This window comes from Grimontia sp. AD028 (genome assembly GCF_000973155.1).
Lineage (GTDB): Bacteria > Pseudomonadota > Gammaproteobacteria > Enterobacterales > Vibrionaceae > Enterovibrio > Enterovibrio indicus.
Window position 1 is genome coordinate 1 of record NZ_LASY01000048.1, and the last position, 23,883, is coordinate 23,883.

General features: G+C 46.7%; 17 protein-coding genes. 3 read left to right on the forward strand and 14 right to left on the reverse strand.

Going from position 1 to position 23,883, the window contains the following annotated elements:
• Nucleotides 1–140 precede the first annotated feature (140 nt).
• Complete coding sequence (locus RN22_RS11130; RefSeq protein ID WP_192815516.1) at nt 141–1,961, reverse strand: PhoX family phosphatase; 1,821 nt, start codon at nt 1,959–1,961, stop codon at nt 141–143.
• A 404-nt stretch (nt 1,962–2,365) separates the two neighbouring features.
• Between RN22_RS11130 and RN22_RS11135 the strand changes: the two genes are divergently transcribed.
• Together RN22_RS11135 and RN22_RS11140 are read left to right on the forward strand one after the other, a co-directional pair.
• Nucleotides 2,366–2,698, forward strand: coding sequence for a cytochrome c (locus RN22_RS11135; protein WP_046304332.1), 333 nt, complete (start codon nt 2,366–2,368; stop codon nt 2,696–2,698).
• A gap of 62 nt (nt 2,699–2,760) precedes the next feature.
• Complete coding sequence (locus tag RN22_RS11140; RefSeq protein ID WP_002540031.1) at nt 2,761–3,213, forward strand: YaiI/YqxD family protein; 453 nt, start codon at nt 2,761–2,763, stop codon at nt 3,211–3,213.
• 182 nt (nt 3,214–3,395) lie between these two features.
• Here RN22_RS11140 and RN22_RS11145 read toward each other — a convergent pair whose 3' ends face one another.
• The 5 genes from RN22_RS11145 to RN22_RS11165 form a co-directional block, all read right to left on the reverse strand.
• Nucleotides 3,396–5,132 carry a hypothetical protein gene (locus RN22_RS11145; protein WP_052737525.1) on the reverse strand — a complete coding sequence of 579 codons (1,737 nt, stop codon included), beginning with the start codon at nt 5,130–5,132 and terminating at the stop codon, nt 3,396–3,398.
• 741 nt (nt 5,133–5,873) lie between these two features.
• A complete protein-coding gene (locus RN22_RS24495; protein WP_052737526.1) occupies nt 5,874–8,642 on the reverse strand; it encodes an Ig-like domain-containing protein in 2,769 nt (922 codons plus the stop codon).
• Nucleotides 8,643–9,109: 467 nt separating this feature from the next.
• Complete coding sequence (locus RN22_RS11155) at nt 9,110–10,786, reverse strand: YncE family protein (RefSeq protein WP_046304333.1); 1,677 nt, start codon at nt 10,784–10,786, stop codon at nt 9,110–9,112.
• A 484-nt stretch (nt 10,787–11,270) separates the two neighbouring features.
• Nucleotides 11,271–12,125: a DUF2974 domain-containing protein gene (locus RN22_RS11160; protein ID WP_046304334.1), complete on the reverse strand. Its 855-nt coding sequence runs from the start codon at nt 12,123–12,125 to the stop codon at nt 11,271–11,273.
• Between the two features lie 123 nt (nt 12,126–12,248).
• A complete protein-coding gene (locus tag RN22_RS11165) occupies nt 12,249–12,752 on the reverse strand; it encodes a hypothetical protein (protein WP_046304345.1) in 504 nt (167 codons plus the stop codon).
• Nucleotides 12,753–13,146: 394 nt separating this feature from the next.
• On the opposite strand from RN22_RS11165, the gene RN22_RS11170 reads away from it, so the two are divergent.
• Nucleotides 13,147–14,454, forward strand: coding sequence for a glycoside hydrolase family 18 protein (locus RN22_RS11170; RefSeq protein ID WP_046304335.1), 1,308 nt, complete (start codon nt 13,147–13,149; stop codon nt 14,452–14,454).
• A 43-nt stretch (nt 14,455–14,497) separates the two neighbouring features.
• Here RN22_RS11170 and RN22_RS11175 read toward each other — a convergent pair whose 3' ends face one another.
• The 8 genes from RN22_RS11175 to RN22_RS11210 all read right to left on the reverse strand — a co-directional run bounded on the left by RN22_RS11175 (nt 14,498) and on the right by RN22_RS11210 (nt 23,525).
• Entirely contained in the window at nt 14,498–15,304 is an 807-nt protein-coding gene (locus RN22_RS11175) for an ABC transporter substrate-binding protein (RefSeq protein WP_046304336.1), read from the reverse strand.
• Between the two features lie 453 nt (nt 15,305–15,757).
• On the reverse strand, nt 15,758–16,876 hold the full coding sequence (locus tag RN22_RS11180) for a PQQ-dependent sugar dehydrogenase (RefSeq protein ID WP_052737527.1): 1,119 nt from the start codon (nt 16,874–16,876) through the stop codon (nt 15,758–15,760).
• A 61-nt stretch (nt 16,877–16,937) separates the two neighbouring features.
• On the reverse strand, nt 16,938–18,944 hold the full coding sequence (locus RN22_RS11185; protein ID WP_046304337.1) for a GGDEF domain-containing protein: 2,007 nt from the start codon (nt 18,942–18,944) through the stop codon (nt 16,938–16,940).
• Between the two features lie 326 nt (nt 18,945–19,270).
• On the reverse strand, nt 19,271–19,507 hold the full coding sequence (locus RN22_RS11190; RefSeq protein WP_046304338.1) for a YdcH family protein: 237 nt from the start codon (nt 19,505–19,507) through the stop codon (nt 19,271–19,273).
• A 266-nt stretch (nt 19,508–19,773) separates the two neighbouring features.
• Nucleotides 19,774–20,037, reverse strand: a complete 264-nt coding sequence (locus RN22_RS11195) for a DUF2960 family protein (RefSeq protein WP_046304339.1) — start codon at nt 20,035–20,037, stop codon at nt 19,774–19,776.
• Between the two features lie 71 nt (nt 20,038–20,108).
• The gene (locus tag RN22_RS11200; RefSeq protein ID WP_369700097.1) at nt 20,109–22,025 is read right to left on the reverse strand and encodes an alkaline phosphatase D family protein; all 1,917 of its coding nucleotides are present in this window, start codon (nt 22,023–22,025) and stop codon (nt 20,109–20,111) included.
• Between the two features lie 96 nt (nt 22,026–22,121).
• On the reverse strand, nt 22,122–22,733 hold the full coding sequence (locus RN22_RS11205; RefSeq protein ID WP_046304341.1) for a sel1 repeat family protein: 612 nt from the start codon (nt 22,731–22,733) through the stop codon (nt 22,122–22,124).
• Nucleotides 22,734–22,856: 123 nt separating this feature from the next.
• A complete protein-coding gene (locus tag RN22_RS11210; protein WP_046304342.1) occupies nt 22,857–23,525 on the reverse strand; it encodes a hypothetical protein in 669 nt (222 codons plus the stop codon).
• Between the last annotated feature and the right edge of the window lie 358 nt (nt 23,526–23,883).

A 23,883-nucleotide genomic window follows, 5' to 3' on the forward strand; every position in this document is an offset into this window, starting at 1 on the left:
ATTTTTCGCCTTGTTCTCGAACATTTTTCCTACGCTATTTCTGATCACCTATCTACTGTGATTGGTATAAGTTAACGCGCCAGAAAAGAAAAACGGCTCCATATCAGGAGCCGTTTTCAATTAGGTGAGCTAGGTGCGGATTAAGCGCCGATCACGCCACCGTCTTTGCGGGTAATACGCATCACAGTTGAGCGTGGCACAGAATCACCGCCGTCTGGGAAGTGTGAAGGAGCCAGATCTTCACCTGGGTGCTGGATGCCGACAAACATAGTTTTGTAGTCAGGCGAGAACGCGAGACCTGTGATTTCACACGCGATAGGGCCTGTCAGGAAGCGACGGATTTCGCCAGTTTTGGTGTCTGCACACAGCATCTGGTTGTTACCCATGCCAGCGAAGTTGCCTTCGTTAGAGTACTTACCATCAGTCTGGATCCACAAACGGCCAGCGCCATCAAAACCAATGCCATCTGGGCTGTTGAACATGTTGTCTTTGTTGATGTTTGGCGTACCTGCCATCAGGCCTTCCTGCACTTCTGGGTTGCCTGCCATCACAAAGATATCCCATTTGAAATCAGTCGCTGTGTGGTCACCACCTTGTGGTTCCCAGCGAATGATGTGCCCATACGGATTTTTCTCACGAGGGTTAGCCACGTTCAAAGGCTGGTTTTCACGAACGCCACGGTATTTGTTGTTGGTCAGGGTGCAGAACACATGCTTGTTGTCTGGGTGAACAGCAACCCACTCAGGACGGTCCATGGTGGTCGCGCCAACTTGCGTTGCTGCTTCGCGGGCGAAGATCATCACTTCGGCTTGGCTCTTGAAGCCGTTTTCTGGTGTCAGGCCATTCTTACCAAAGGTCAGTTCAACCCATTCACCTTTACCCTTCAGTTCGCCCTCTTTACCGTCGAACTTCGCGACGTAGAGTGTGCCTTCTTCCAGCAGATCACGGTTTGAAGCGTGAGTGCCCGGTTTGTACTTGTTCTTTGAAACGAACTTGTAGAGGTGTTCGCCACGCTCGTCATCACCGAGGTAAACCACAACGTGACCGTCTTTGTTGATAGTCAGTGCTGCGTTTTCGTGTTTGAAACGACCCAGTGCAGAACGTTTCTTCGGCTTGGAGTTTGGATCCATTGGGTCGATTTCGACGACCCAACCAAAACGGTGTGGTTCGTTAGGTGTTTTTGCTACGTCGAAACGCTCGTCGTGTTTCCACCAGTCGTAACCCCAATCTTTGTCTTTCACGCCATAGCGCTTGTAGGTCGGGCCCAGATCCACTTCTTCAGAAGCCGCGAAGTACCCGTTGAAGTTCTCTTCACATGCCAGATAAGTGCCCCAAGGCGTTTGGCCGTTTGCACAGTTATTGTAGGTGCCCAGAATGGTCTCTCCACCTTCCGGATCAGCCGCGGTTTTCAGCAAGTCGTTACCGCGTGCTGGGCCTGTCATTTCCATTGGGGTGTATGCGGTTACCTTGCGGTTCAATCGACCTTCAACATTTGGCATCCATTTCCCGTCTTTCTTCACCAGTTCGATGATAGAAACACCGTGTGCCGCCTGAGATTTACGTACATCATCGGCAGAGATGTTTTTACCTTGGTGAGTGTAAAGATATTCGTTGTTGGTGTATTCGTTGTTCGCAACCAGTACCGCGCGGTCGTCTGACAGCGGGAAGAAGGTCATGCCGTCGGTGTTATCACCGTACTGCATTTCCTGTGCTTTTGAATCGTTAGACTGGCTGAACTTTGGAGAGTTAGGGAACAGAGCGTCACCCCATGAGATCATTGTTTCAGCGATGTAGCCGTCTGGAACAACAACCGTATCAGCAGTAGAAGCAGGAATGGCTTCAAAGCCCATCAGCTTGCTCTTGTCCATTGAACCGGCAACTGCTTTTGCAACCGGGCTTGCTGCGAAGAATGCCACAGAGCCTGCTGCACCGGCAGCGCGAAGGAAATTACGACGATTCATCGCCGCATCGATAAAACGGTTGAACTCTGGCTCGCTGTCCAGTTGGCGTTGGTCAATATGTTTGCTCACGATGACTTCCTTTCCAGATGATTTTAATAATTAATCGTGTGATTTTTCCAAACGCAGGTTTTGTATGCGTTTGGCTATCTACCGGAACCGAATTCTGGAATTCGATTGTTAAAAGTTCGTGAACTCTCAATGAAATGTAAATGTTAGTATCGAGAACCATGCACTGATAAATAAGATTTGGGCATTTTTATATGAGTCTGATTTCACTTGTTTTTAGTGCAAGTGTGAATTCTTGCGCAAATCACAGTCGGCGATACGGCAGAATTGATCAGACACAAAGTCCCTTTCTTTGAAGTTCGGCATCTTTAGCCTGACGAAAAGAAGAGGAAAAAACGATGCTGAGAATCTTGGGAACGCTGGGTGCCGTCCTGTTATCAACCCATGTGATGGCAATCGAAGGAGAAGGTGATCCTGTTGCAGGAAAACAAAAGGCTTATACCTGTCAGTTCTGCCACGGTGAAACGGGTTATTCGCCAAAGAAAGACTATCCACACATCAACGGCCAGAATGCGCTTTATCTATACAATGTGATGAAGTCTTATCAGGCAGGGGAACGTACTGGCGCAATGGATAATATGATGCGTCAACAAATGTCGGTATTGAGCGACCAGGACATGAAAGACATCGCGGCTTTTTACGCGAGCCAGGAGCGTGGAAAGCCTCAGTAAGCCATTGCGACCTACCTTACTCGCTGATATTGTTCTGGCAAAATATAAAACAGGAAACTGACATGCCGACAATCTGGGTTGATGCGGACGCTTGCCCGACCGTGATCAAAGAGGTCCTTTTTCGTGCTGCAGACCGCACTCAAACCGAATGTGTGCTGGTGGCTAACCAATCTTTGAGAACGCCACCATCCCGCTATATTCGAAGCCTTCAGGTGGAGAAAGGGTTTGATGTGGCAGATAACGAGATCGTTAGACGTGTTGAAAAAGGTGATTTGGTCATCACCGCAGACATTCCCTTGGCCTCAGAAGTGATTGAGAAATCGGCCGTCGCGTTGAACCCCCGTGGCGAGTTGTATACGCCGGAGAATATCCGCCAACGACTGAACATGCGCGACTTTATGGATACGCTGCGCTCAAGCGGTATTCAAACCGGAGGCCCTGCAACCATGAGTCAGCAGGAAAGACAGAAATTCGCCAATGAGTTGGATAAGTTTTTGCAGCGGGCGAAGCGGTAATTAATGTGAAGAACAAAGGAGCGTATGACGCTCCTTTGTTCTATTTCTAGTCATTAGTTTTTAAATTTCAGCTAGTTGACTAACCCAAAGGTCGGTCATTTCGTTCACCCTTTTGGTCTTTATTGTGAAAGCCGAATAAGCTCAACTTAGCCTGTATTCAACCTCTTTTTAGTTTATTCCCATTAATTTGTTGTGTCTTTAATGGTCGTATATGCCGCTACTGTAAGATCCGACTTATCGGACTTCATCCAGGCTTTAAGGGTAAACGTCTCATTGTCGTCTTTGATGCTGTCTTCCAAGATATCTAAATAGACTGAAAAACCATGAGCGCCTTTAGGGATGACGATTTCCGTCCCCTCGGGCGTAAGGGTAGGTTCGATTCGTCCAATGATTCCGTCGCCGCTTTGGAATAAGACTCTTGGTGTGAGTGAATAGTCGATGCCACCTTTTGCGGTGTTGTCGACGTTTGCTAAGAATATCGTAGAGGTGCCATCTTTTGTGACTTCGTCAAAAACGAGATCAAACTGCTGGAAATCGCCTTCGGCACGGGGTTGTTCACCATTAGCTGAGGTATAGAATATCCTGACACCATTTTGTTTGGTGTCTTGAATAGTCGTTGTCGCAGCTACAGTAAGATCCGACTTATCGGGTTTCATCCAGGCTTTAAGGGTAAACGTCTCATTGTCGTCTTCGATATTGTCTTCCAATATATCTAAATAAACTGAAAAACCTTGAGCGCCTTTGGGGATGACGATTTCCGTCCCCTCGGGCGTAAGGGTAGGGTCGACTTGTCCAATGATTCCGTCGCCGCTTTGGAAGTAGACTCGTGGTGTGAGTGAATAGTCGATGCCACCTTTTGCGGTGCCGTCCACGTTTGCTAAGAAAATGGTAGAGTTTCCATCTTTTGTGACTTCGTCAAAAGCGAGGTCAAACTGCTGGAAATCGCCTTCGGCACGGGGTTGTTCACCATTTGCTGAGGTATAGAAGAGCATGACACCATTTTCTGCGTCACTAGCAAAAGACGTAGACTCATAGCATTCATGTTCTTCTGAGGTTACTGTTGCCATCGCACTAATGCGAGTCGGGAAGAGTCCAATTTGTACTTTTTCACCGGTCTCAGGTTTTAAGCGCCACAGTTGGTTGCTGTTAATATTGCCTGTTACGTTTTGGTTCTTTGCCGCCATGATCAACTGACCATTTTGATCTGTGGTGACAGAAGTAACGAAATCCACAAAATGGAAGGCTTTCAGGGTCAAATCAGCGGTCGAGAGGTTAACGGTAAAGGTGCGGCCACTGGTCACGTACAAAAGTTCATTATTGTAAAACTCAAAGTCACCCCATGTGGTGAAACCTCCGGCGCGTGTGTTCAGTGGGAATTCACCAATCTCCGTTACCTCTCCAGTTTCCGGAGAAACCTTAAACAAGCGTTTAGCGTCTGATGCATAGAGTTCCCCCGACTCTGGGTGGAACGCCATACGATAGATGCCAAAACGAGTTGTGGCGACTTCTACATGTTTTTGGGTGGCCACATCAAAATAAGCAAGTGTCGAAGGTGTGGTTCTTTGCGCGTGAAAATCCAGATTCTTTAGTTCTTCTTCAGTAAAAAATGTCTCTGCATTTTCCATATAGTAGGTTACTGGCGCAGGAACGCTTGCGTAGTAAATACGGTCGGTATTCTTGTCATAGGCCATTGCTGAAGAGCTAAACAGCGCTTTTGAATGAATTTGAGCGCGTGTTGCGGCATCTAACGCGTAATTAGATCCAGGAATGGAAGCGCTTTCTTTTATGTCTATAAGCGCGCCAACATGACCACGTCCAGCATTCATACTGTAAACGTTTCCAAAACATTGCGCGTAAGAGGCAGCTGAAGCAAACATGCTGGATGCCACAATGAGGGTCGAGAGATACTTTTTGTTCATTTTGACTGTCCTTTTTCGAGTTTTCCTTGGTGCGAGACTTTGCACCTTTTGTTCTATTCCATGTGCGTGCTCATTAATAAATTACATGCTTAACACATGAAGATCTGATGGATAAGAAGATTCCAGCAATAAACTAGTATTTATCATGATAAATTGGCGGAAGTGCATGATGAAGGTATTAAAATGGGTAGGAAAAAAGGATGAGAAAAGTCTTTTTATTAACGAATGCTCAATTAGGAATGATCGATTAACTTCTGATTTTTAGATGTTTATCTTGGTTTTATATCAGAGGGTAATGACTGATTAACAGTATGGTTGGAGAGCGCTATCGATTTGTTTTAGGAGCGATAAATCGCTCCTTATTAGTCTCAATTAGTCGTCATACTGAATGGTGACGACTGCACTCTGCAAATCTGTAAACGTACGTTTTTAGAGCTGTAATGACATTAGGCTTCGTTGCCTTCTCTAACACTGTCACTGACAATTGAAATGCCCACGACAAAAGATTTAGTGCCAGCAGGAAAGACAGAAATTTACCAATGAATTGGACAAATATCTACAGCGTTCAACGCGTTGAATCCTGTACAACCTTTAGTGTGATTTCATATTCGTGCTCAGTGCTCAGTGCTCAGTGCTCAGAGTAGAAAACCACGCTTTCTTTAAAAGAAAAGACCGGAATCAGCCACTGATTTCCGGTCTTATCATAGGGTTGTCTTTTCGAGTGACTTAACTCAACAGGACTTAGTTGCCATCAATAATGGTGACGGTTTCTGTATCACGATCACTTCTGTTGGCGTTCATCCAAGCGCTTAATGAGAAGCTTTCGTTACCCTCTATTAGGTTGTCACGGTTTGTAGCTACTTCTACACGAAGCGAGCGAATCCCTTTAGGTAAATAAATTGTTGTACCGGACTCAGAGAATACCGTTGGAGTTAAGTAATCTCCGCGGTCGCTCAGCTGATATCCCAACCAAATGTTCGAAAAACGACGGTAATCCAACCCTGGATCATTTGAAGACCCACTCTTCGCCGAGCCATCGTTCAAAGAAATCGTTATAGGTGTATTATTTTCTTTAGTTTCGTTAGTCAAAACGATACTGATATAAGCCGGACGACCTTCAGTCGTTTCGCCGGTTGATATAAGAGAATCAACCTCTACAACATCAGATTTTACACCTAGTACAGAGATAGTAATGGTCTTCGGTGCGCTCACACCCCCATCATTGTCGGTGGCGGTATAGGTGAAAGACACGCTGCGGCTTTGGCCTTGAACTAAGTTATCAAAACTGGTGCCGGGTACAAAAGAGTAACTACCGTTGGCATTAAAGGACAGCTGACCTTCGCTGACGTTCGTCGCTAGTTGATAGCTGGTCACAGTACCATCAGAGTCTGTTGCGACAGGTACATTGCTATTCAACGTAGTACCAGCGTTTGTTGATACAGAGCCATTTTGAGCAACTGGTAGCGAATTTTGTACGTATGTACCTCTCACCGAAATGGTGATGGTTTTTGGTGCGCTAACTGCACCGTCGTCATCGGTGGCAGTGTAAGTGAATGAAACAGTGCGAGTTTGACCCTGAGGCAAAGTGGAAAAACTACTGCCAGGCACATAGGTGTAGCTACCGTTTGTGTTGAATGACAGTTGGCCTTCGCCGACATTGGTAACTAACTGATAGCTGGTCACAGTTCCATCAGCATCAGTAGCTGTGGGTACACTGCCGTTCAGCGTGGTGTTACTGTCTGTCGAAGCAGAACCATTTTGCGCGACAGGAGCCGTGTTGGTTTCCGAACCTGATCCAGAATTGGAACCATCGTCTTTAACGACGAAAGCGATACCTGGATAATTTTGCTCTTGCCCCACAATACCTGCCAGAACAACAGCGAATTCGTCAGATTCGGTAATGCCGTCAGAGACAGCGCTGACCACAAAATCGACACTTGAAATGCCTGCAGGTATTTGGGCTCTCGCATAACCATCGGCATCAATCGTTGCATGAATCAAAGATCCTGAGACAATGAAAATTGCCTTGCTATCAAAATCTTCAGGTGAGACGCCACCTGCAATTTGAACAGACAATACACTAGAAGAGTCTGATGTAGGTGCGCTAAAGTTGATTCGTGCAGCGAAGGCAAAGCCTTCTTCAACGGTAGTTGTACCTATTGAAGTGATCTCAGAAACATAAGCTTCGTTAGACGCGGATTCATCATCCTTCAACCAGAACTCTGCAGTCTTGGCGCTATCGCTGGAGTCAGCAGTTTTAGCGGAGACAATAAAAGACTCTTGGCTTTCTGTACTGGTATCTGCGGTGACATCAATATTGAATGACACACTGTCTACTCCCTCAGGAAGAGCAACTTCGAGCGCGCTACCATCTGTTGGAAGTGTTGCATTAACAGGAGATGCATCATTCGAGAATTGAATGGTGACGTTTTGACTAAAATCTGCAAAAGACGCACTGACAGGGTCAATATTGATGAGTAGCTTTTGAGTGTCGTTTTGAGTGCTGTCGCTCAAGATAATTTTCACTGTGCCCGAGGCGCCTTCCTGGGTCGCTGAAGTTGGAACTTCAATATTTGTTACATCAACATTCGGTACGACATCACTCGGGAAGATGGTTTTCTCATAACAAGTATGCGCTTCAGACGTTGCTGTAGCCATCGCACTGATACGTGTTGGAAACAGTCCGACTTGTACTTTTTCACCCGTTTCGGGCTTCAAACGCCACAGCTGGTTGCTGTTAATGTTACCTGTTACGTTTTGGTTCTTAGCCGCCATGATCAACTGACCATTTTGGTCGGTGGTCACGGATGTTACGAAGTCAACAAAGTGAAAGGCTTTCAGGGTTAAATCAGCGGTTGAAAGGTCTACGGTAAAAGTTCTGCCGCTGGTCACGTAGAGCAGCTCGTTGTTATAGAACTCAAAGTCACCCCACGTAGTAAAACCACCCGCGCGGGCGTTAAGTGGGAACTCGCCAATCTCCGTTACCTCTCCAGATTCCGGTGAAACCTTAAACAAGCGTTTGGCGTCTGACGCATAGAGCTCGCCAGTCTCTGGATGGAACGCCATACGATAGATACCAAAACGAGTTGTGGCGACTTCTACATGTTTTTGGGTCGCAACATCAAAGTAGGCCAGTGTTGAAGGTGTGGTTCTTTGCGCGTGAAAATCCAGATTCTTCAGTTCCTCTTCAGAGAAGAACACCTCTGCATTGTCCATGTAATAAGTAACAGGTGCAGGAACACTTGCATAGTAGATACGGTCGGTATTTCTGTCATAGGCCATTGCTGAAGAGCTAAACAGGGCTTTTGAATGAATTTGAGCGCGTGTTGCGGCATCTAACGTGTAGTTAGAGCTAGGAATGGAAGCGCTTTCTTTTATGTCTATAAGCGCGCCAACATGACCACGTCCAGCATTCATACTGTAAACGTTTCCAAAGCATTGCGCATAAGAGGCAACTGAAGCAAACATGCTGGATGCCACAATGAGGGTAGAGAGATACTTTCTTTTCATCTTCCTTGTCCTTGTCCGAGTTTTCCTTGGTGCAGTGACCAGAGACATTGCACCCTGTTTTATTTTGACTTGCGTGTTCATTACTAAATTACATGCTTAACAGTTAAAGGTCTCAGGACTAAGAAGATTTCAATATTTAACCAATAATTATCATGATAAATAGCTGTTAATGGCGACGGTAGATGCATGAAGTGACCAATGAAAAAGCATGAGAAAAGTCTTTTTATTAACAAGTACTCAATTAGAAATGATCGATTAGCTACTGATTTATAAATATTTATCTTGGTTTCATATCAGAGAATGATGACTGATAAACAGTATGGTTAGGGGGCGTTATCGATTTGTTTTAGTTGCATATGGTAGGTGTCGATCAAACGGTTAACTTCAACATACACGGTTTAAACGCGATTTAAGACAGGCAATAAAAAAGGAGCGATAAATCGCTCCTTTGTCATTTTGTACTTCGACTAGTTATAGATGCGTGACCAACAGCCGTTCGAACAATCCACATTCTTGTTCCAGTGCAGCTGTGCACGGTGACCGGTACGAATGTTATAGTAACGGCCATTTGAGCCTTTCAGGCGCGCCCAGGCAATATCACCAGAGTAGTAATAGCGCTCATGGTTAGAGTGCTGCTCGTAGTATTGACCACCGTTATTGATGGAAATGCTACGCAGGTGCGTACCAGTTCGGTAAAACTCAAGGGTTGTGCCCGGAGGAATAGTTCCGCTGATGTTAGCGTGAACACCACGGATCCATTGATCTTTGGTGCCCCAGTTTCCGCCTCGGCTGCCATGCCACGCAACGCCACTGCTGTTTGCCGCATTGCGAAGCAGGGTATCTACATCTGGATCGTTATCGACAATAGTCACATTCGCAGAATCTGCATCGCTCTTATCGTCTTTCACCCACGCTTGCAATGTGAAGTACTCACTGTTTTCGTGAGTAGAGTCATTGATAGTCGATACGCCAATACGAACCGAATCTACACCTTTTGGCAGGGTAATTTCAGTCAATGTGGAAGAGATAGTCGCTGAACCCGTTGAGCCGTCAGAGAACAGCAGCGCAACGGTGTTGCGATAGTCGCTGTTGAGAACTGCAGTACCATTTTTCAGTGCGACGCGGAGTTTGGTATTCGCATCTCCGGTGGCTTTGTCAAAGTTCACAGTGAAGTAAGCGGTAGAGCCTTCGCTGACTGAAGACGAAGCAAGCGTGATGCCTTGTACTTCAGGCTGCAGATCGCTTGGGAAAATCGTTTTCGGATAACAGGTGTGGTCTTCTGACGTCACGGTGCCCATTGCACTGATGCGGCTAGGGAACAAACCGACTTTGACTTTTTCACCCGTTGAAGGTTTGATGCGGTACAGCGTATTACTGTTCACGTTACCAGAAACGTTCTGATTTTTAGCCGCGACCAGCATTTGACCATTCTGATCCAGCGTTGCTGCAGCAATGAAATCGATAAAGTGGAACGCTTTCAGGGTTTGAGCGCCCGTCGTTGTGTCAATGGAGAATGTACGGCCGTTGGTAACGAACAGCAGTTCACCTTCATAGAACACAAATGAGCCCCAGCTTGAGTAACCACCAAAACGAAGGCTGCTATCAAAAGTGCCAATGTTGGTGATTTCACCCGTTGCTGCATTTACTTTGAAGATAGATGTAGCATCTGAAGCATACAGCTCACCCGTGTCAGGGTGGAAAGCCATGCGCATGATTTGCTTTTTAACGGTTGGGCCAGCGACGTGTTCACCGGTTTCAGGATCCATATAGGCAAGCTGATAAGGCTTGATTCTTTGCGCATGAAGATCCAGTGCTGCATATTCTTCAGGTGTGAAGTCGCTTTCAGGAACGTCGAGATAAAAATCTGTTGGTTGTGGCGCGCTGGCGTAGTAAAGACGATCAGTCACACGGTCATACGACATGGCAGAGCCACTGAACATTGCACGTGAATGATATGAAGAGTGGTTAGGCGCGTCAGTACTGTAGACACCCGTCATTTTGTCCAATTCTTGAACGTCCAAAAGTACGCCGACATGGTTACGTCCTGCGTTCATCGAGTAGACATTACCCGCACAATTTGCGGCGACTTGAGCGGAAGTCAGTGCGCCAGCGATTACTGCCATTGAAATCAGTGTTTTTTTCATGATGAAAGATACCTATCGTCCATATATTTCTGGTTAGCGTATCCACCACGCTCAATGAGCCTTTTCGCTAACGCTTCCTAAGCTGAGTCTCTGCACGCTTTATTTCTCTTTGGAAGAGTTTGGCTCTATCACTGAAGCCATCGCTTCATGTAATCCAGTGAGTGGTGATGTTGAGTAGAGCCTATTCGGATATTTTGAATACGTCTTTCTCATTTGTGAGACGGGGTATTTTTTGATATTTTTTCAGGAGATCCTTACACCTTTTGCGAGCGTTGGTCTGGAAAAAACGCTAATTAGAAGATGAGAAATGAATGTAATAATTTGAAGGCAAAGTATGAGTAAGGAATGGGGTGTTTAAAACGCAGTCGGGACTTTCTAGAACTTCCTTCAATTAATCATGACTCAGAATAGATACAGATTTCTCGAACGGAAAAATTTCATGAGAGCGCTGAGAATTTGGGAATTGGTGATATTTAAGGCATCTCTAATGCTTGTCGAAGTAATCTTTCCGGCGAATGTACTTGTCCATAAAATGGTAAGCAATAGGACGCAAAAGCCAACTGGTTAAGACTCTGATGATGCGAACCAGAGACGGCATGTTGTGGTAAATCTTGTCATTGTGTAGCCAGAGCAATTCGCCAACATGCCAGAACATTAAAGGAATGCCGGGCAAAAACGTCACGATGTCGACATCGCAGCAGATACGATAGGTACGGCTTTTTAGTCTGTATCGTTGCTTGAAAGTCCAGAAGCCCGTTGCCGGCTGCCCAAAGGTCACAATTCGCTTAATGGAACCTGGGTATTTTTGCTCAAGAATCTCTCCCGCAATAATGGCCATGCTGCCGCCGGATGAATGACCGGTCAGCGACAGCTTTTTCCCTTGAGCTATTAAGCTTTCAGCACAAGACTCCAATTTATCCATAACACTTTGACCAATGAGACGATTGGTGTCTTCTGAGTGGCTGAATTCAGTTTGTTGGCTTGGGGTGAGTCGGGAGTAGTCTTTATTCGTCACATAACGGGCAGGAAGGCTGGGTTGACGCAACAAAAACTGGAATCCCCAGTGCACATGGCCAGCATGGTTTGGCGCGTCAACTTTGCTTGGAAGGACAATCAGGTTTAACAACCAATCCCATACGCTTTGGGAACCTTTGAAGACAATGACAGCATCACCGTCTTCACGCCACAACACGCGAATAATGGTTTTCCCCCAACGGTTTTGAATATCTCTGCGACCGTTTTTTGAAAAGCCGTATTGGACATGGTCAAAATGCTTGGGGTATGCATCACGACACAGGATCGCATAGCGCTCATATTGATAGCGTTTTAGTCTTTTCACCCGTGTGATCAATCGCAACCCTAAAGTTCATCAGTTTAGTGATGAAAAATGACGAATCGACGACAGCAAAAAGACGGGGAAATGAAGGGAAGAACAAAGAAGCTGCATCAGGCAGCTTCTTTATTAGTCGTAATGTTGCAGGAACGGGGAGATATGCGTGTTGTACGTCAACGCTTTTATCGCACTGTGATTGTTGATCAACCATTCTGCTTTGGTGATATTCCCAATGCCGATAATGGCCTGAACAAGCAGTTTGAAATCTCTCAGCCAGCGCACTTTTTGGTCCTCGCTCCAATCGTTGCGGTAGATTTCATGGTAATGCTCTACCCACCAATAGGCACCACGGATAAATGCGGCCACGATGGCGGTTGCAGGTTCAATTTGCTCGTCTTTACCGTCGATGGCGTACTCGTCAGCCAGCGGTTGACCCTGTGAGAAAGCGGCATAGTTTTTACAATACTTATAGAGCGCTAATTGCAGCGCGGATGCTGAGTCGCAGTGCTCCAGTGACAATGTGGTCACGGGTAAGTGCTTTTTATTGTTTCTGAAGAGTTCGATAGAGCGCTTGCCCGGCAAGAGTTTCTCGATAACAAAAAACAAATCGATACTGATGAGTTTATTGCTCAAAGCGTTTTCCTTGTAACTATCTACGTCTTTAACCAGTACCATTCTAGACACCAGTTAAAGCACAATAATAAGCGGGTTTTCAATAAACTAGCGGCAGCATACTCTCTCAGCCTCCAAAACGGAATCTGTTTAGGCTGAATGCGGCTCACACCTTGATTTAAGCGTTTGAAAAACTGTGCGCTGTGGTGCAAGTTTATGTAGACCGTAAGACCCGTTTTATCGCCAAAAAACAAGACACTCGCAAACTTTGTAACCTAACTGTTATGAACGCCCTGTTCGGTACGCATACATCAGTTTTGAAAGGCCAGTTCGACTAATAATTAGTCACTTATGCCGATGCCATCAAGTGATTGAAGAGCTTCGGTATTTTGAACGTGCCTTACAAGGAGATGGTATGAAAAAGATCTTAGCAGGTGCAGCGCTCAGTGCCTGTTTGGCAACACCAGCGCTTGCGGAAAATCACGTTGTTGGTGGCTATTTTGCAGACTGGCAGTACGCCAATGCAGATAATCCTTACACGGTTAAAGATATTCCTGCCGACCAGTTGACCCACATTATTTACGCTTTTCTAAGCATGTGTGGACCTCACAATGGCGCATCAGAACTTGTTCAGCAACAAGTGGCTAAGGCTTGTGAAGGTAAGGCTCCGTTTTCCGCGATCGTCGTTGACCAAGAAGCAGCGATGGAAGTGGACTTCGGTGATGTGTCTGTCGACGTGCCATACAAAGGACATTTTGCCCAGCTTGCTGAACTGAAAAAGACGCATCCTGATCTGAAAATCTTGCCTTCTTTTGGTGGGTGGACCATGTCAGAGCCATTCCATGCAATGGCAAAAGACGAAGCGGCCATGAAACAGTTTGCTAAGTCGGCTGTGGCTCTCATTGCCGAATATGACTTTTTCGACGGCATCGATCTTGACTGGGAATACCCAGGTGGCGGCGGTTTAACAACATCTCCCTGGAACCCTGAAACAAAACTGTCTGATGATGTGAAAGCACTGGAACGCGATGCTTTTACCACGCTGGTGACCTTGCTTCGTGATGAGCTGGATACGTTAACAGCGGAAACGGGTCGTGAATACGAACTGTCTACCGCTGTGGGTGTCGGCCCGAAAGCGGCACAAATCGATTGGGAATCCGCGGCACCTAAACTGACCAATATGTTCGCGATGACGTATGACTTCCTGGGAGGTTGGGGGCCGCAAACAGGCCACCTGACAAACCTGCATGCCACTGATCGCAGCTGGTGGGGAATGGGCGCCGATGTCTTTATCAATCAAATGATCGAGTTGGGCATTCCAAAAGAAAAGCTGGTTCTGGGTGCGGCGTTCTATGGTCGTGGCTGGGAGGGCTCTCAATTTGACGGCAGCCTGCCTACTTCTGATTTAGCCTCAGAAAAAGGTGCGAGTTTCGGTACGGGTGAGCCGGGTTACTTCATGTACTGGGATTTGAAGCAGAACTACACCAAGTCTGAAGGCTACCAGTATGGCTATGACGAAGCCTCACATGCACCTTACCTTTGGAACCCTGAGAAGAAAGTCTTTATTTCCTTTGAAGATGCACGCTCGGTAAAAGCGAAAGCAGAGTGGGCTAAGCAGCAAGGTTTGGCCGGTGTCTTCACCTGGGAGCTTTCTGGTGACCCAGACAACGAGCTAACGTCAGTTATGCATCAAGTCCTGCAAAGCAAGACAGCAAAGAAATAACTTAGGTAAGAGCTCAACTGTTAGACCCGGTATTAAGCCGGGTCTATTTTTTTGGCGATTTATTAAAGTCATCAGATCCAAGTATTTCTTCCGCCTCTTGGATACCGTGTTGAGCCTTAAGTTGAGCTATCAGTTCTTGGTGTGATTCAAGGAAAAGGTTGAATTGAATAACGATATCAGGCCGTTTGATGCTTGAAAGGTGACGGGTACCACTCAGATAAGGGTGCTTCTTATTGAGCTTCATCGGGGGTGCCTGCTCACCCAAGTCCTTCAGTTTGATATTGAGCGCCGCCACATTGGTGTAGATGCCATCTATACGGTTCGATGCTAATAGCCGTATCAAAGATTCCATTTCCTTGACTTCAAATAAGGTGATCTCTTTGGCTTTCACCTTTTCGATAAAAGGCCATGGCGTGAAGCCGGAAATCAGGCCTAAGCGCGTCAGCGTTCCAGTCGCATTCCTTTGAGCTTGGTCCAGTGTGACGACACCATCGACAAAAGAAACCACGGGATCGCTGTAGAGGATGTCGTGCCCCTCTTTCAATGAAGCGCTCCAATTAGGGTTATCTGGGTACTTCAAATCGACGTCACCACGCAGAAATGCAGAATAAAGCCTTTTCAGGGGTAATGCCTGATAGTCAAATTTGTAGTTATATTCGCGGGCAAAAGCATCAAAAAGTTCTCGGTTAAAACCCTGATAATTCTGTTGCTGATAGCGGGAGTAAGGCGAGTAATCTTCGAAGTCCTGGACGCCAATCGTGAAATAATTGGTATCAGAATTTTGCGCGGCCACATCTGTTGTCGTCAAGGTAACGGCTGTCAAAAATAGTGTGGTTAAAAATTTGCGCATGTCCGTCTCAAAGGGCCTTGTTCTCACTCATGAGATAAGTATATACGCTGAGCGGAAAATCGTTTGAAATCGGTGGGATACCGCGTGCTTTCATTTCTTAACCATATATCCAAACAACCTGAATTCGCGCATCTTCAGGTTGTTTGGGTATATAAAAGACAAAACCCCGCAAAGCGGGGTTTTGTCTTTTCAGCAAGCAAAGATATCTTTGTTTTTGTTTGTATGCGCTGACTATAGTCCTGCCGATCACCCTGTGTCCAATCCTTCCGACAGGTTTGTTAAATGCTGGGCTGCGCATCACTTTAACAATGCAACTTAGTGAGTTGCATTAATTTCTTGGAGAGTCTTTTCCAAAAATACGCTTATTTCTCAGCAGAAAATCAATTTTATGCTTGTAAGGTTTTATTTACACTTCCAATTCTAACTTGCTGTAATAATAAAAATTATTGCCAACTACAAGGGTGACAATTTTAAGACCTCCCCATTGGATGAGTCTGTCAGCAAGTAGATATCGCCATCAGGAGATTCCACCACATCTCTGATGCGGCCATAGTGACCATCCAACAATCTTTCTTCGCCAATCACCTTGCCGTTATCCATATCCAGACGAACGAGCAGGCCGAATTTCAGCGAGCCGAGTAGGATATCTCCTTGCCATTGTTGGAACTTCTTGCCGGAAATCATTTCCATGCCAGAAGGTGCAATGGAGGGTACCCAATAATGGACAGGCTGCTCCATCCCATCCTGCGCGGTACCGGTACCAATTTGACTTCCTGTTCCATAATTTACGCCATAAGTAATAGTAGGCCACCCGTAGTTATTGCCTTTTGATATAGGGTTCAGTTCGTCGCCACCTTGCGGACCATGTTCGTGCGTCCAAAGGGTTTTCCCATCGTTATCCAGCGTCATGCCCTGGATGTTGCGGTGACCATAGGAATAGATCTCCGCCAAGCTACCACTCTGACCAACAAAGGGGTTATCTGAAGGTAGTGAGCCATCAAGTTTTAGCCGGACTAACGTGCCGATATGAGAGTTGTTTTGCTGGGCTTTGTCTCGGTTGCCGCGATCACCTAATGCGATATAAAGGTGTTCATCGGTGGCCAGTAACCGGCCGCCATAGTGTCTTCCTCCTGCCAGTTTGGGAGACTGAGAAAAGATAGGAGTTATATTTTTCAGCGTGTTTCCATCAAGTATCGCGGAAGATACCGCAGTGCCGGATTTTCTAAACTCTCCTTCTTCGGCGTAGGCAATAAAAAGGCGGTTTGAGGTTTCAAAATCCGGCGACAGGGTAAGTCCCAATAATCCCCCTTGACCGCGATAAACAAGCTTCTCCGGTAGGCCTTGGATATCCGAGACTATGCCTTCACGCGTAACCCGTTTAAGGCCACCGTTTCGCTCACTGACTAACATGTCACCATTTGGTAGAAATACCAATGACCATGGGTGCTTTAGCCCTTGTGCTACCCGCTCGACGGTAAAGCTGTGTTTTTCTGAAGCAATGCTCTCGGCTGTTACTGCAAAAGGGAGGCAAGCTGATACAAAGACTGCGGCAATAAGATGAGTGGTGTTCATGAGGGGCTCCGTTTCATTGTTATCATCCGTCACCCCTCAATCTTACCTCATGTCTAAAAGGTCACGAGAAGTGCTGCGCAAAGCGGAATTTCAGGCGACGCATTCCCCGGCCAAGGCGGGAGAATTTGTCCGACATTGAAGGAGAAGACTGCACCGATTGCGTTGCGTCTCTTTCCGTATTGTCCAAACCACTGCTTTCAACGCGGTTACGACCGTTTTGTTTGGCGAGATACAGGAGTTTATCGACTTCGCTGTAAATGTCTGACAGCGACTGCCCAGGCTCGACAGATGATACGCCAAAGCTGGCGGTCACGTTAAACTCGTCGCCTTGCTCAGTCAGGAAAGCTAACTCACTGATACGTGTGCGCAAATCTTCTGCGATCAACTGTGCTTGCTCAAGTTGACTATTTGGGAGCAGAAGCATGAATTCTTCACCGCCCACCCTCGAGCAAACGTCATTACGTCGAAGATTGTTTTTGAACAGTTCAGCAATGCCAGTCAGTACCTTGTCACCAACCGGGTGGCCGTAAGTATCATTGACCTTCTTAAAGTGGTCGACATCCAACAGCATGCAGCCAATTGGCTCACCATTGCTTTCCATTTCCGCTTTGAGTTTATCAAGCTGGGTGCTGAGGTAGCGTCGGTTGTAGAGACCGGTCAGGCTGTCGGTATTGGCAATTTTCCCCCAGCGGGCACGACGTCGGTTGATCCAAAGGGCGGCGAGAGTGGCGAGCACTGTCGCCATCACACCGGCAACAACTAATACATTCAGGTATTCCACCTTGTCTTCGTTAGTTTTCAGCTCAAGGGTCTGCAAGACGTTGTTCCAGCTAAGATGTTGGTTCTCCGCTTTGAGTTTCTCCAGGTTAAAGAGCATCTGTTGGCGCTCAAGGTTATCGACTTGCTCGTCAGCACTGAAGTTATTGAAGCGGTTTTGATAATCCAACAGGGTCAGGTAAGCGTTTTTGTAGTCCTCCATACCGAAGTGCGCTTTGGATGCGACCAGATACAACTCAATCTCGGTGCGGTATAGACGGGTTAAATCAGCTTGACCAGCGATCAATGGTGTCACTAAGTCAATCGCACCCTGAAAGTTTTCATTTAGCAGGTTTTCATTGGCTTTCAGGTAATTGTATTTACTGATGTAGTAGCGGATGGTTTCACGGTCGCGCAAGGCATCAGTCTGCTTTAGGTAGCGACCCATGCTTTTGGTGTCGCCGGATTGAAGCAACAAATCAGCAATTTGAAGGTTGATACGGAAGCGGTGAGAACCGTCACCCAGGACTTGCGCGATTTGAAGCGCTTGTTTGTATTCCAGCAAAGCTTGTTTTTTGTCGCCTTGTTTCTTGGCAAGCTCCGCCATGTCTAGCTTAACCAGCAACTGGTTAAAGGACATTTTGCGCTCACGGAAGAACTGGTAAGACTGATCGAGCAGAAGTGATGCTTTATCAAAACCGTTTAATTGCACCAAAATGCCCCCCAAGCTGGAGGCAATACGTTCGACCAGAAGGGCATCTTGCGTGGTTTTTGCCGCTTCAAGGGAGCTCATTAAAGCCGCCATCGAGACATCGTAGTCGTTCTGTGCCTTGTAAGCCTGACCTTTAACCAGCAGGATTTCCGCGGTGACTGAAGGGTCGTTGAGGGTTTGAGATTCTGCCAGAAGCGTATCTAACTGGTCGAGAACCAGCGCTTCTTCGCCTTTAAGTATTCTCGCTTGGCCTAAACGCAGTTGCATCAGGTACAAATCGGCTTTGAGCAGCGGGTCGTTCTTTGCCAATTCAATCCCAGTGTTTGCCGCTAAGACAGCGCTTTCAGGATCATTCAACAAAAGATCAACAGTCGATTTTTGCAGGTAATAGCGCACCAATAGGGGCAAAGGTTGGTTTTGTTTCAGCTCAACTTTTTCCAGCTCACTCAACAAGGCGCGTGCTTTGATAGGAACGGAATAAAGAATGGACTGAACGCCATTAAGCGTTTTCTCAAATGACTGCGTCTTTTCAACAGAAGCATTGGCTGCTCCGGTAAAAATCACAAAGAAGAAAAGGAGGTTTTTCAGCGTTTTTTGCATTAATGAAGCTTCCATGATCGACATAGCTAAACGTCAAGTTATTGTTGTTTTTTTGTTCTGACCCAAGTTGGTCACATTTAAGTGAAAACAAATGCTTGGGACCAGTTATCGGACATAGATTACCCAACACAATGTATGGGTTTTGTATTAAATTTGAGCCGGATGTATGAAATTGTTTATCGGCCGTTAGATAAGCTTAGGCAGGGATGTGAAGTTTTGCTTCAGTCAACGCAACGCACCGCCGCGAAGATGCGGCAGTGCTTTACCCTCGTAAGCCTGCAATCTGTTAGCCGAAGGGCACCGAATGCGAGCTGGCGAGTTGTCTTCTATTGTCTGATTTGTTGGTAGATTTCATCCTTGAGCTGCACGCGACGCATCCTCAAGTTACGGAAGTTTTCATCATCAGTAGGAATTTTTGCCATCTCCAAACCGCGTATTCTGTGGTCAAGATGGTGATACTCATCCACAAGACGACAAAAGGCGCTGTCTGACATCTTCATATCGTGAATTTTTTCTTTGTATTCAGGGAACTCGAACATGAGTGCGTGGTTTTCACCTTGCATATTACCTCCTGTAGTCGGCTCCTGCGAAAGTCTTGATCGCAGTAGGATCTCCGGGGACGTCCACGTTGGACGTGTTGGTGCGGTGTGACTACGACTGTAAAAAAGTGCCTTGTCACTCTTTCAGAATAGGGATTGGAGAGGCGTGATTCTAGCGCTAGGCCATCAGTTGCTTTTGAGTCTTAACAACTGAACACTGAGGGTAAAGTAATTTTCACATGGACGAAAAAAGGCGCATTAAGCGCCTTTTTACTGTGATTGCGTTGATATCAGCGTTTGTCCTTGATGGACTCAGCTTCTTTTTTCAGCAGCACGATTTTGCCAAATCCCAGCTTGTTGAAATAGCTGTCTCTGTGATTTTTCACGGCCTTTCCATCTGCAACCATTTCCAACTGAAGTTCCATTTTCATAAAGTCAGTCAGGTCGATACCTTCTGCTTCTGCGGCAGCTTCATGAGGCGAGCGATGCTTCTGGAAAGAGAAGGTGATCACTTTGGTTTCGCCTTTATAGACATATTCAAGTTGGCGTGACATATCAGCAATCCTAAAAAAATGAGGGGTCGGAGTATTCCTTACTGACATTCCCAAGTCAACACAGCGGATGACTATCGAGAAAGGTCGGCACTGACAAACTCTTCTTCGTTGTCCGTTTCCTCGCAAGGATGAAAGGCGATTCGTTCTCCTTTCCCTGTTAACAAACCAATGTAACCTGGCGAGCCATCGGGGTTTAGCTTCACTATACCCACTGCACTTTGGTTAACCAAAAGACTCGCGCTGCCGTTGTCTGGTCGTCGACGTTCAATACGCATTCGTTTCCTGCGGGTGAAAAAATTCAGTGGTGATGCTGGCCAGAACAGCTTTCTATCCAGCCATTCGAAAATGGACAAAAACGGCTCAGGGAACTGGTTTCTAAAACCACTGCAGGTGATTTGCCAGATGCGCGGGCTACTTTTGCGAAAACGCATGCGTATGTCGTAGGCGAACGAATAGTGAACATCACCAGATAAGATCACGAAGTTCTTGGGCGTTTTCGGGTGCTTGAAAATATTCAGCAACGCATTGGCAGAGCCGGGGTGCGCCATCCAGTTCTCAGAGTCAGTCGCGAGGGGATGGCCCATGAAAGTCACGATGCGTTGGATGGTCTCGATGAATTTGACCCCGAACATTGGCGCGGGTGAAACCACGACCACAGCATCGTTGTTGAACACATCCTGTTGGAAGTCCATGAGAGACTCCCAATCCATTAACCCTGAAGGTTTGTTATAGCTGGACTCTGAACGCCAGCGACGGGTTCGGGTATCAATAACCACGACTTTCGGGGTCGTCGGAATGGTGTAATGCCAATGCTCGAAGTGATGCATAACCTGTGTCATCGCTTCGAGATTTTCTGGATCGGGAGAATCAAGGAACGCTTGCAAAGGCGACCAGAAATCCTGAGTAAAAGCTTTGGGCTCGTTCCCCCATCCCTGACAGAAGAAATACCCCATCATGGCATTGGTGATGATGCCTCTGGCAAACGAAGAGTTGTTCACCGCACGTTCCCAGCCAACTGTGAGGTTAAAGTCGTCTGTCACGTCGTGGTCATCGAAAATCATGTAGGTGGGGATATGTGCGAATAGGCGGCGAACCTGTTCCAGCCCAGCTCGGAATTTACCAAGCTCATTGAGTTCATATCGCCATTGCTGTTGGCGCTCTGGTGACAGCGTCGACACGGTGTCGTCGAGTGTAATGTGCTGCCATAAAGCCGGTGACCACACCAGAGCATACATGGCGATAAATTCATTGAAGCTGACCAGATGGTTTTCGGTGGTTCGCGAGCTGAACACCGGCTCGGGTTTTGCCTTTAAAAGCCGTTTTATCAGGCCGTGGTTTATATCGCTGTATGGAAGCAATTCCGTGCGGCTATAAATGGGGGTGTTTTCCGGTGAAAGATCACTACACCAACGAATATCTGTGCCTTCGAACGCCTGGTCTTTCATGCCAAGTAAGTCGATGGTCTGGCGAATCGCCGACATCAGGGGGCCGCTCACATCATCGGCATAGATTTGGTCGCCACTCATGATTAACAGATCAGCACGGTTTTCAACCGGCGTTTCTTCATAGCTTTTATCCAGTGCCGCTAACGCGTCTTCACAGCGGTGATGCGGGTGTCGACAGGAACCATGAGCTATGTTTTCTGCTTTTGAGGGGACGATGAAAGTAGGGCGGGATTCATCCTGATAGAGAAAACCGTCCAGTGTGGACAGCAAAGAATGACCCTGGTCGATGATGTCGTACTGAAGCGGAATATCAGGGGTAAACGATGATTCACCCGAGAACTGTGCCATGACAACAAAGCATCGCTCGCCTAGTTGCACCTGTTTCTGGGTAGAAAAGCTGGATTGATAAAACGCGTGATCCTGTTCCGGTTGAAACAACAAAAAATCCGCGGTGAGGGGCTTAGACGTAATAGCCCAGATGCAAATATCATCTTGGGTTGTCCGCCGTAAAATAGGTCCAGCCAGAAAAACAGGTAACGCCACGAGGTAACTCAACTTTATTGTTTATTACCTTAACTTTACGCATTCTCACCGACGATTTGTAGCGGTGTGTTTGTAAAGTCATGCAAATTTAGGCGTTCAATCAGTTGTGCGTCTTTCGGACAGGATGCTCGCACCATTGTCTTGTGCTTTGGCGAGCCACTGAGCAGCAACTTCATTTTCACCAATATCCAGCAGAGCCGTGGAAAGGGCCAATTGCGCCTGAACGTGTTCCTGGCGGGCTGCAAGGCTGAGGAAATAGATACCTTTATCTACGTCTTTGTCGGTGATGAAGCCATTAAACAGCATTTGACCCAAGGCATACTGCTCTACAGGGCTATTGCAGAGCGCGAGATCAAGCACCCATTTGAACTCGTCGTAATCGACGCCAGTGGCTAAACGTTCGCTGTGATAAATGCTGCTTTTCGTAAGGGCGTCTTGCTGTGGCGTTTCACTGCAAAAATCGAGATAGAGCGTGGAAAGCTCAAAAACCGCACTGTTGTTGACGCCTTTGAGGAAGTAGGGAGAGGCTTGCCGACAGTTTTCCGTTGGGTACTCGCCACGTTGTAAATGTTGCCAACCACGATAGAAATCACTATCCAAAAATGCGTCAGAATAATTGGCGAGCGTCGGACATTGTGCGTTGGCATGTGCTGCCTCTTCAGAGCAAGCGGCGACAGTGACCAACATGGCAGGAAGCAACCACTTCATACTTCATTCCTTTTACAACGATGGAGAGAGTGTAAAAGGTGTGGCATATCGCTCGCCTTCCCATCATTGAGAAAAGGCCATGAAATTGACCGTACTTTGTACGGCCAAATAGCGAGTCGGGTATCAGTGTTTACAGAAAATATTTGAGTTCGTTTTGTGTGCAGACTCGTCTTTCACGGGTTTCATGGCAAACGCGTAACGCAGAGAAGCGTAGAAGATGATGACATATGCCATTAGCTCTGTGCCTTCTTCTGCAATGTTTTTAGCTGCACGAACATAGCCTTCATCCAGCAATTCACGCCAAATCGAGCCCATGCCAAAAAGTCTCGAGAAGACCAAGAGCAATACCAGCCCTAAACAGAGCAAAGCGAAGTGGCGATGTTTCACGAATGCTGCAAACTGCTCAGCGGTTTCTGCCTTGTTTGTCAGCGAATACAGGATGGCACTGGCAGCGACGATCGAAGCGGGGTAAGCCCAAAAACCATGGAAAACCAACTGGTCAAAGAACATATCCAATTCGCGGATCAGCAAGCACAGGAAAAAGCCCACGACTAAAGCACCAAAGTGCCTAAAGGTAGGGTTTTGCTTTGCAATGTAGGCGTAACAAAGAATGGTCAGAGCCAGTAGGAATTGTTCCATGTACTCGACCAGCGTGCCTTCCGAAGCGCCTGTTTTCAGCGTGTCGATATCTAACCTGATAACCAAAACCGGTAAGGAGACCAAGACAGCGAGAAATAAAAAGTGCCCAACGGCGTTAAAGATGGCGGCTGCATTTCTACTGCGATATGGCATCAGCGTCCTCTCAAACTGCAATAATACTTTTCTCACCCTATAGTGACCGGATATCCGTGATGTTTGTCACAACGAATTGTTAATTCGTTTTCAAAGTTCCATTTTTATGTGAGGTGAATTCGGATGCAGGACTATACGTGATCGAATCGTCATAAATTGTCTTATTCGTGATACTGCTAATGCAGAATTCATTCCTGCTCTAACGAAAAGCTTGCGTGAATTTGAGGCCTATATACCCAAACAACCTGAAGATGCTCGCATTGAGGGCCTCCCTTCGGGCGAGTTGACTGACGCCGTGCTCTTTGTTGTTCCTTTTTGATGGAGGTGACTACACCTGCAAAGGAACGCCGCGATCACA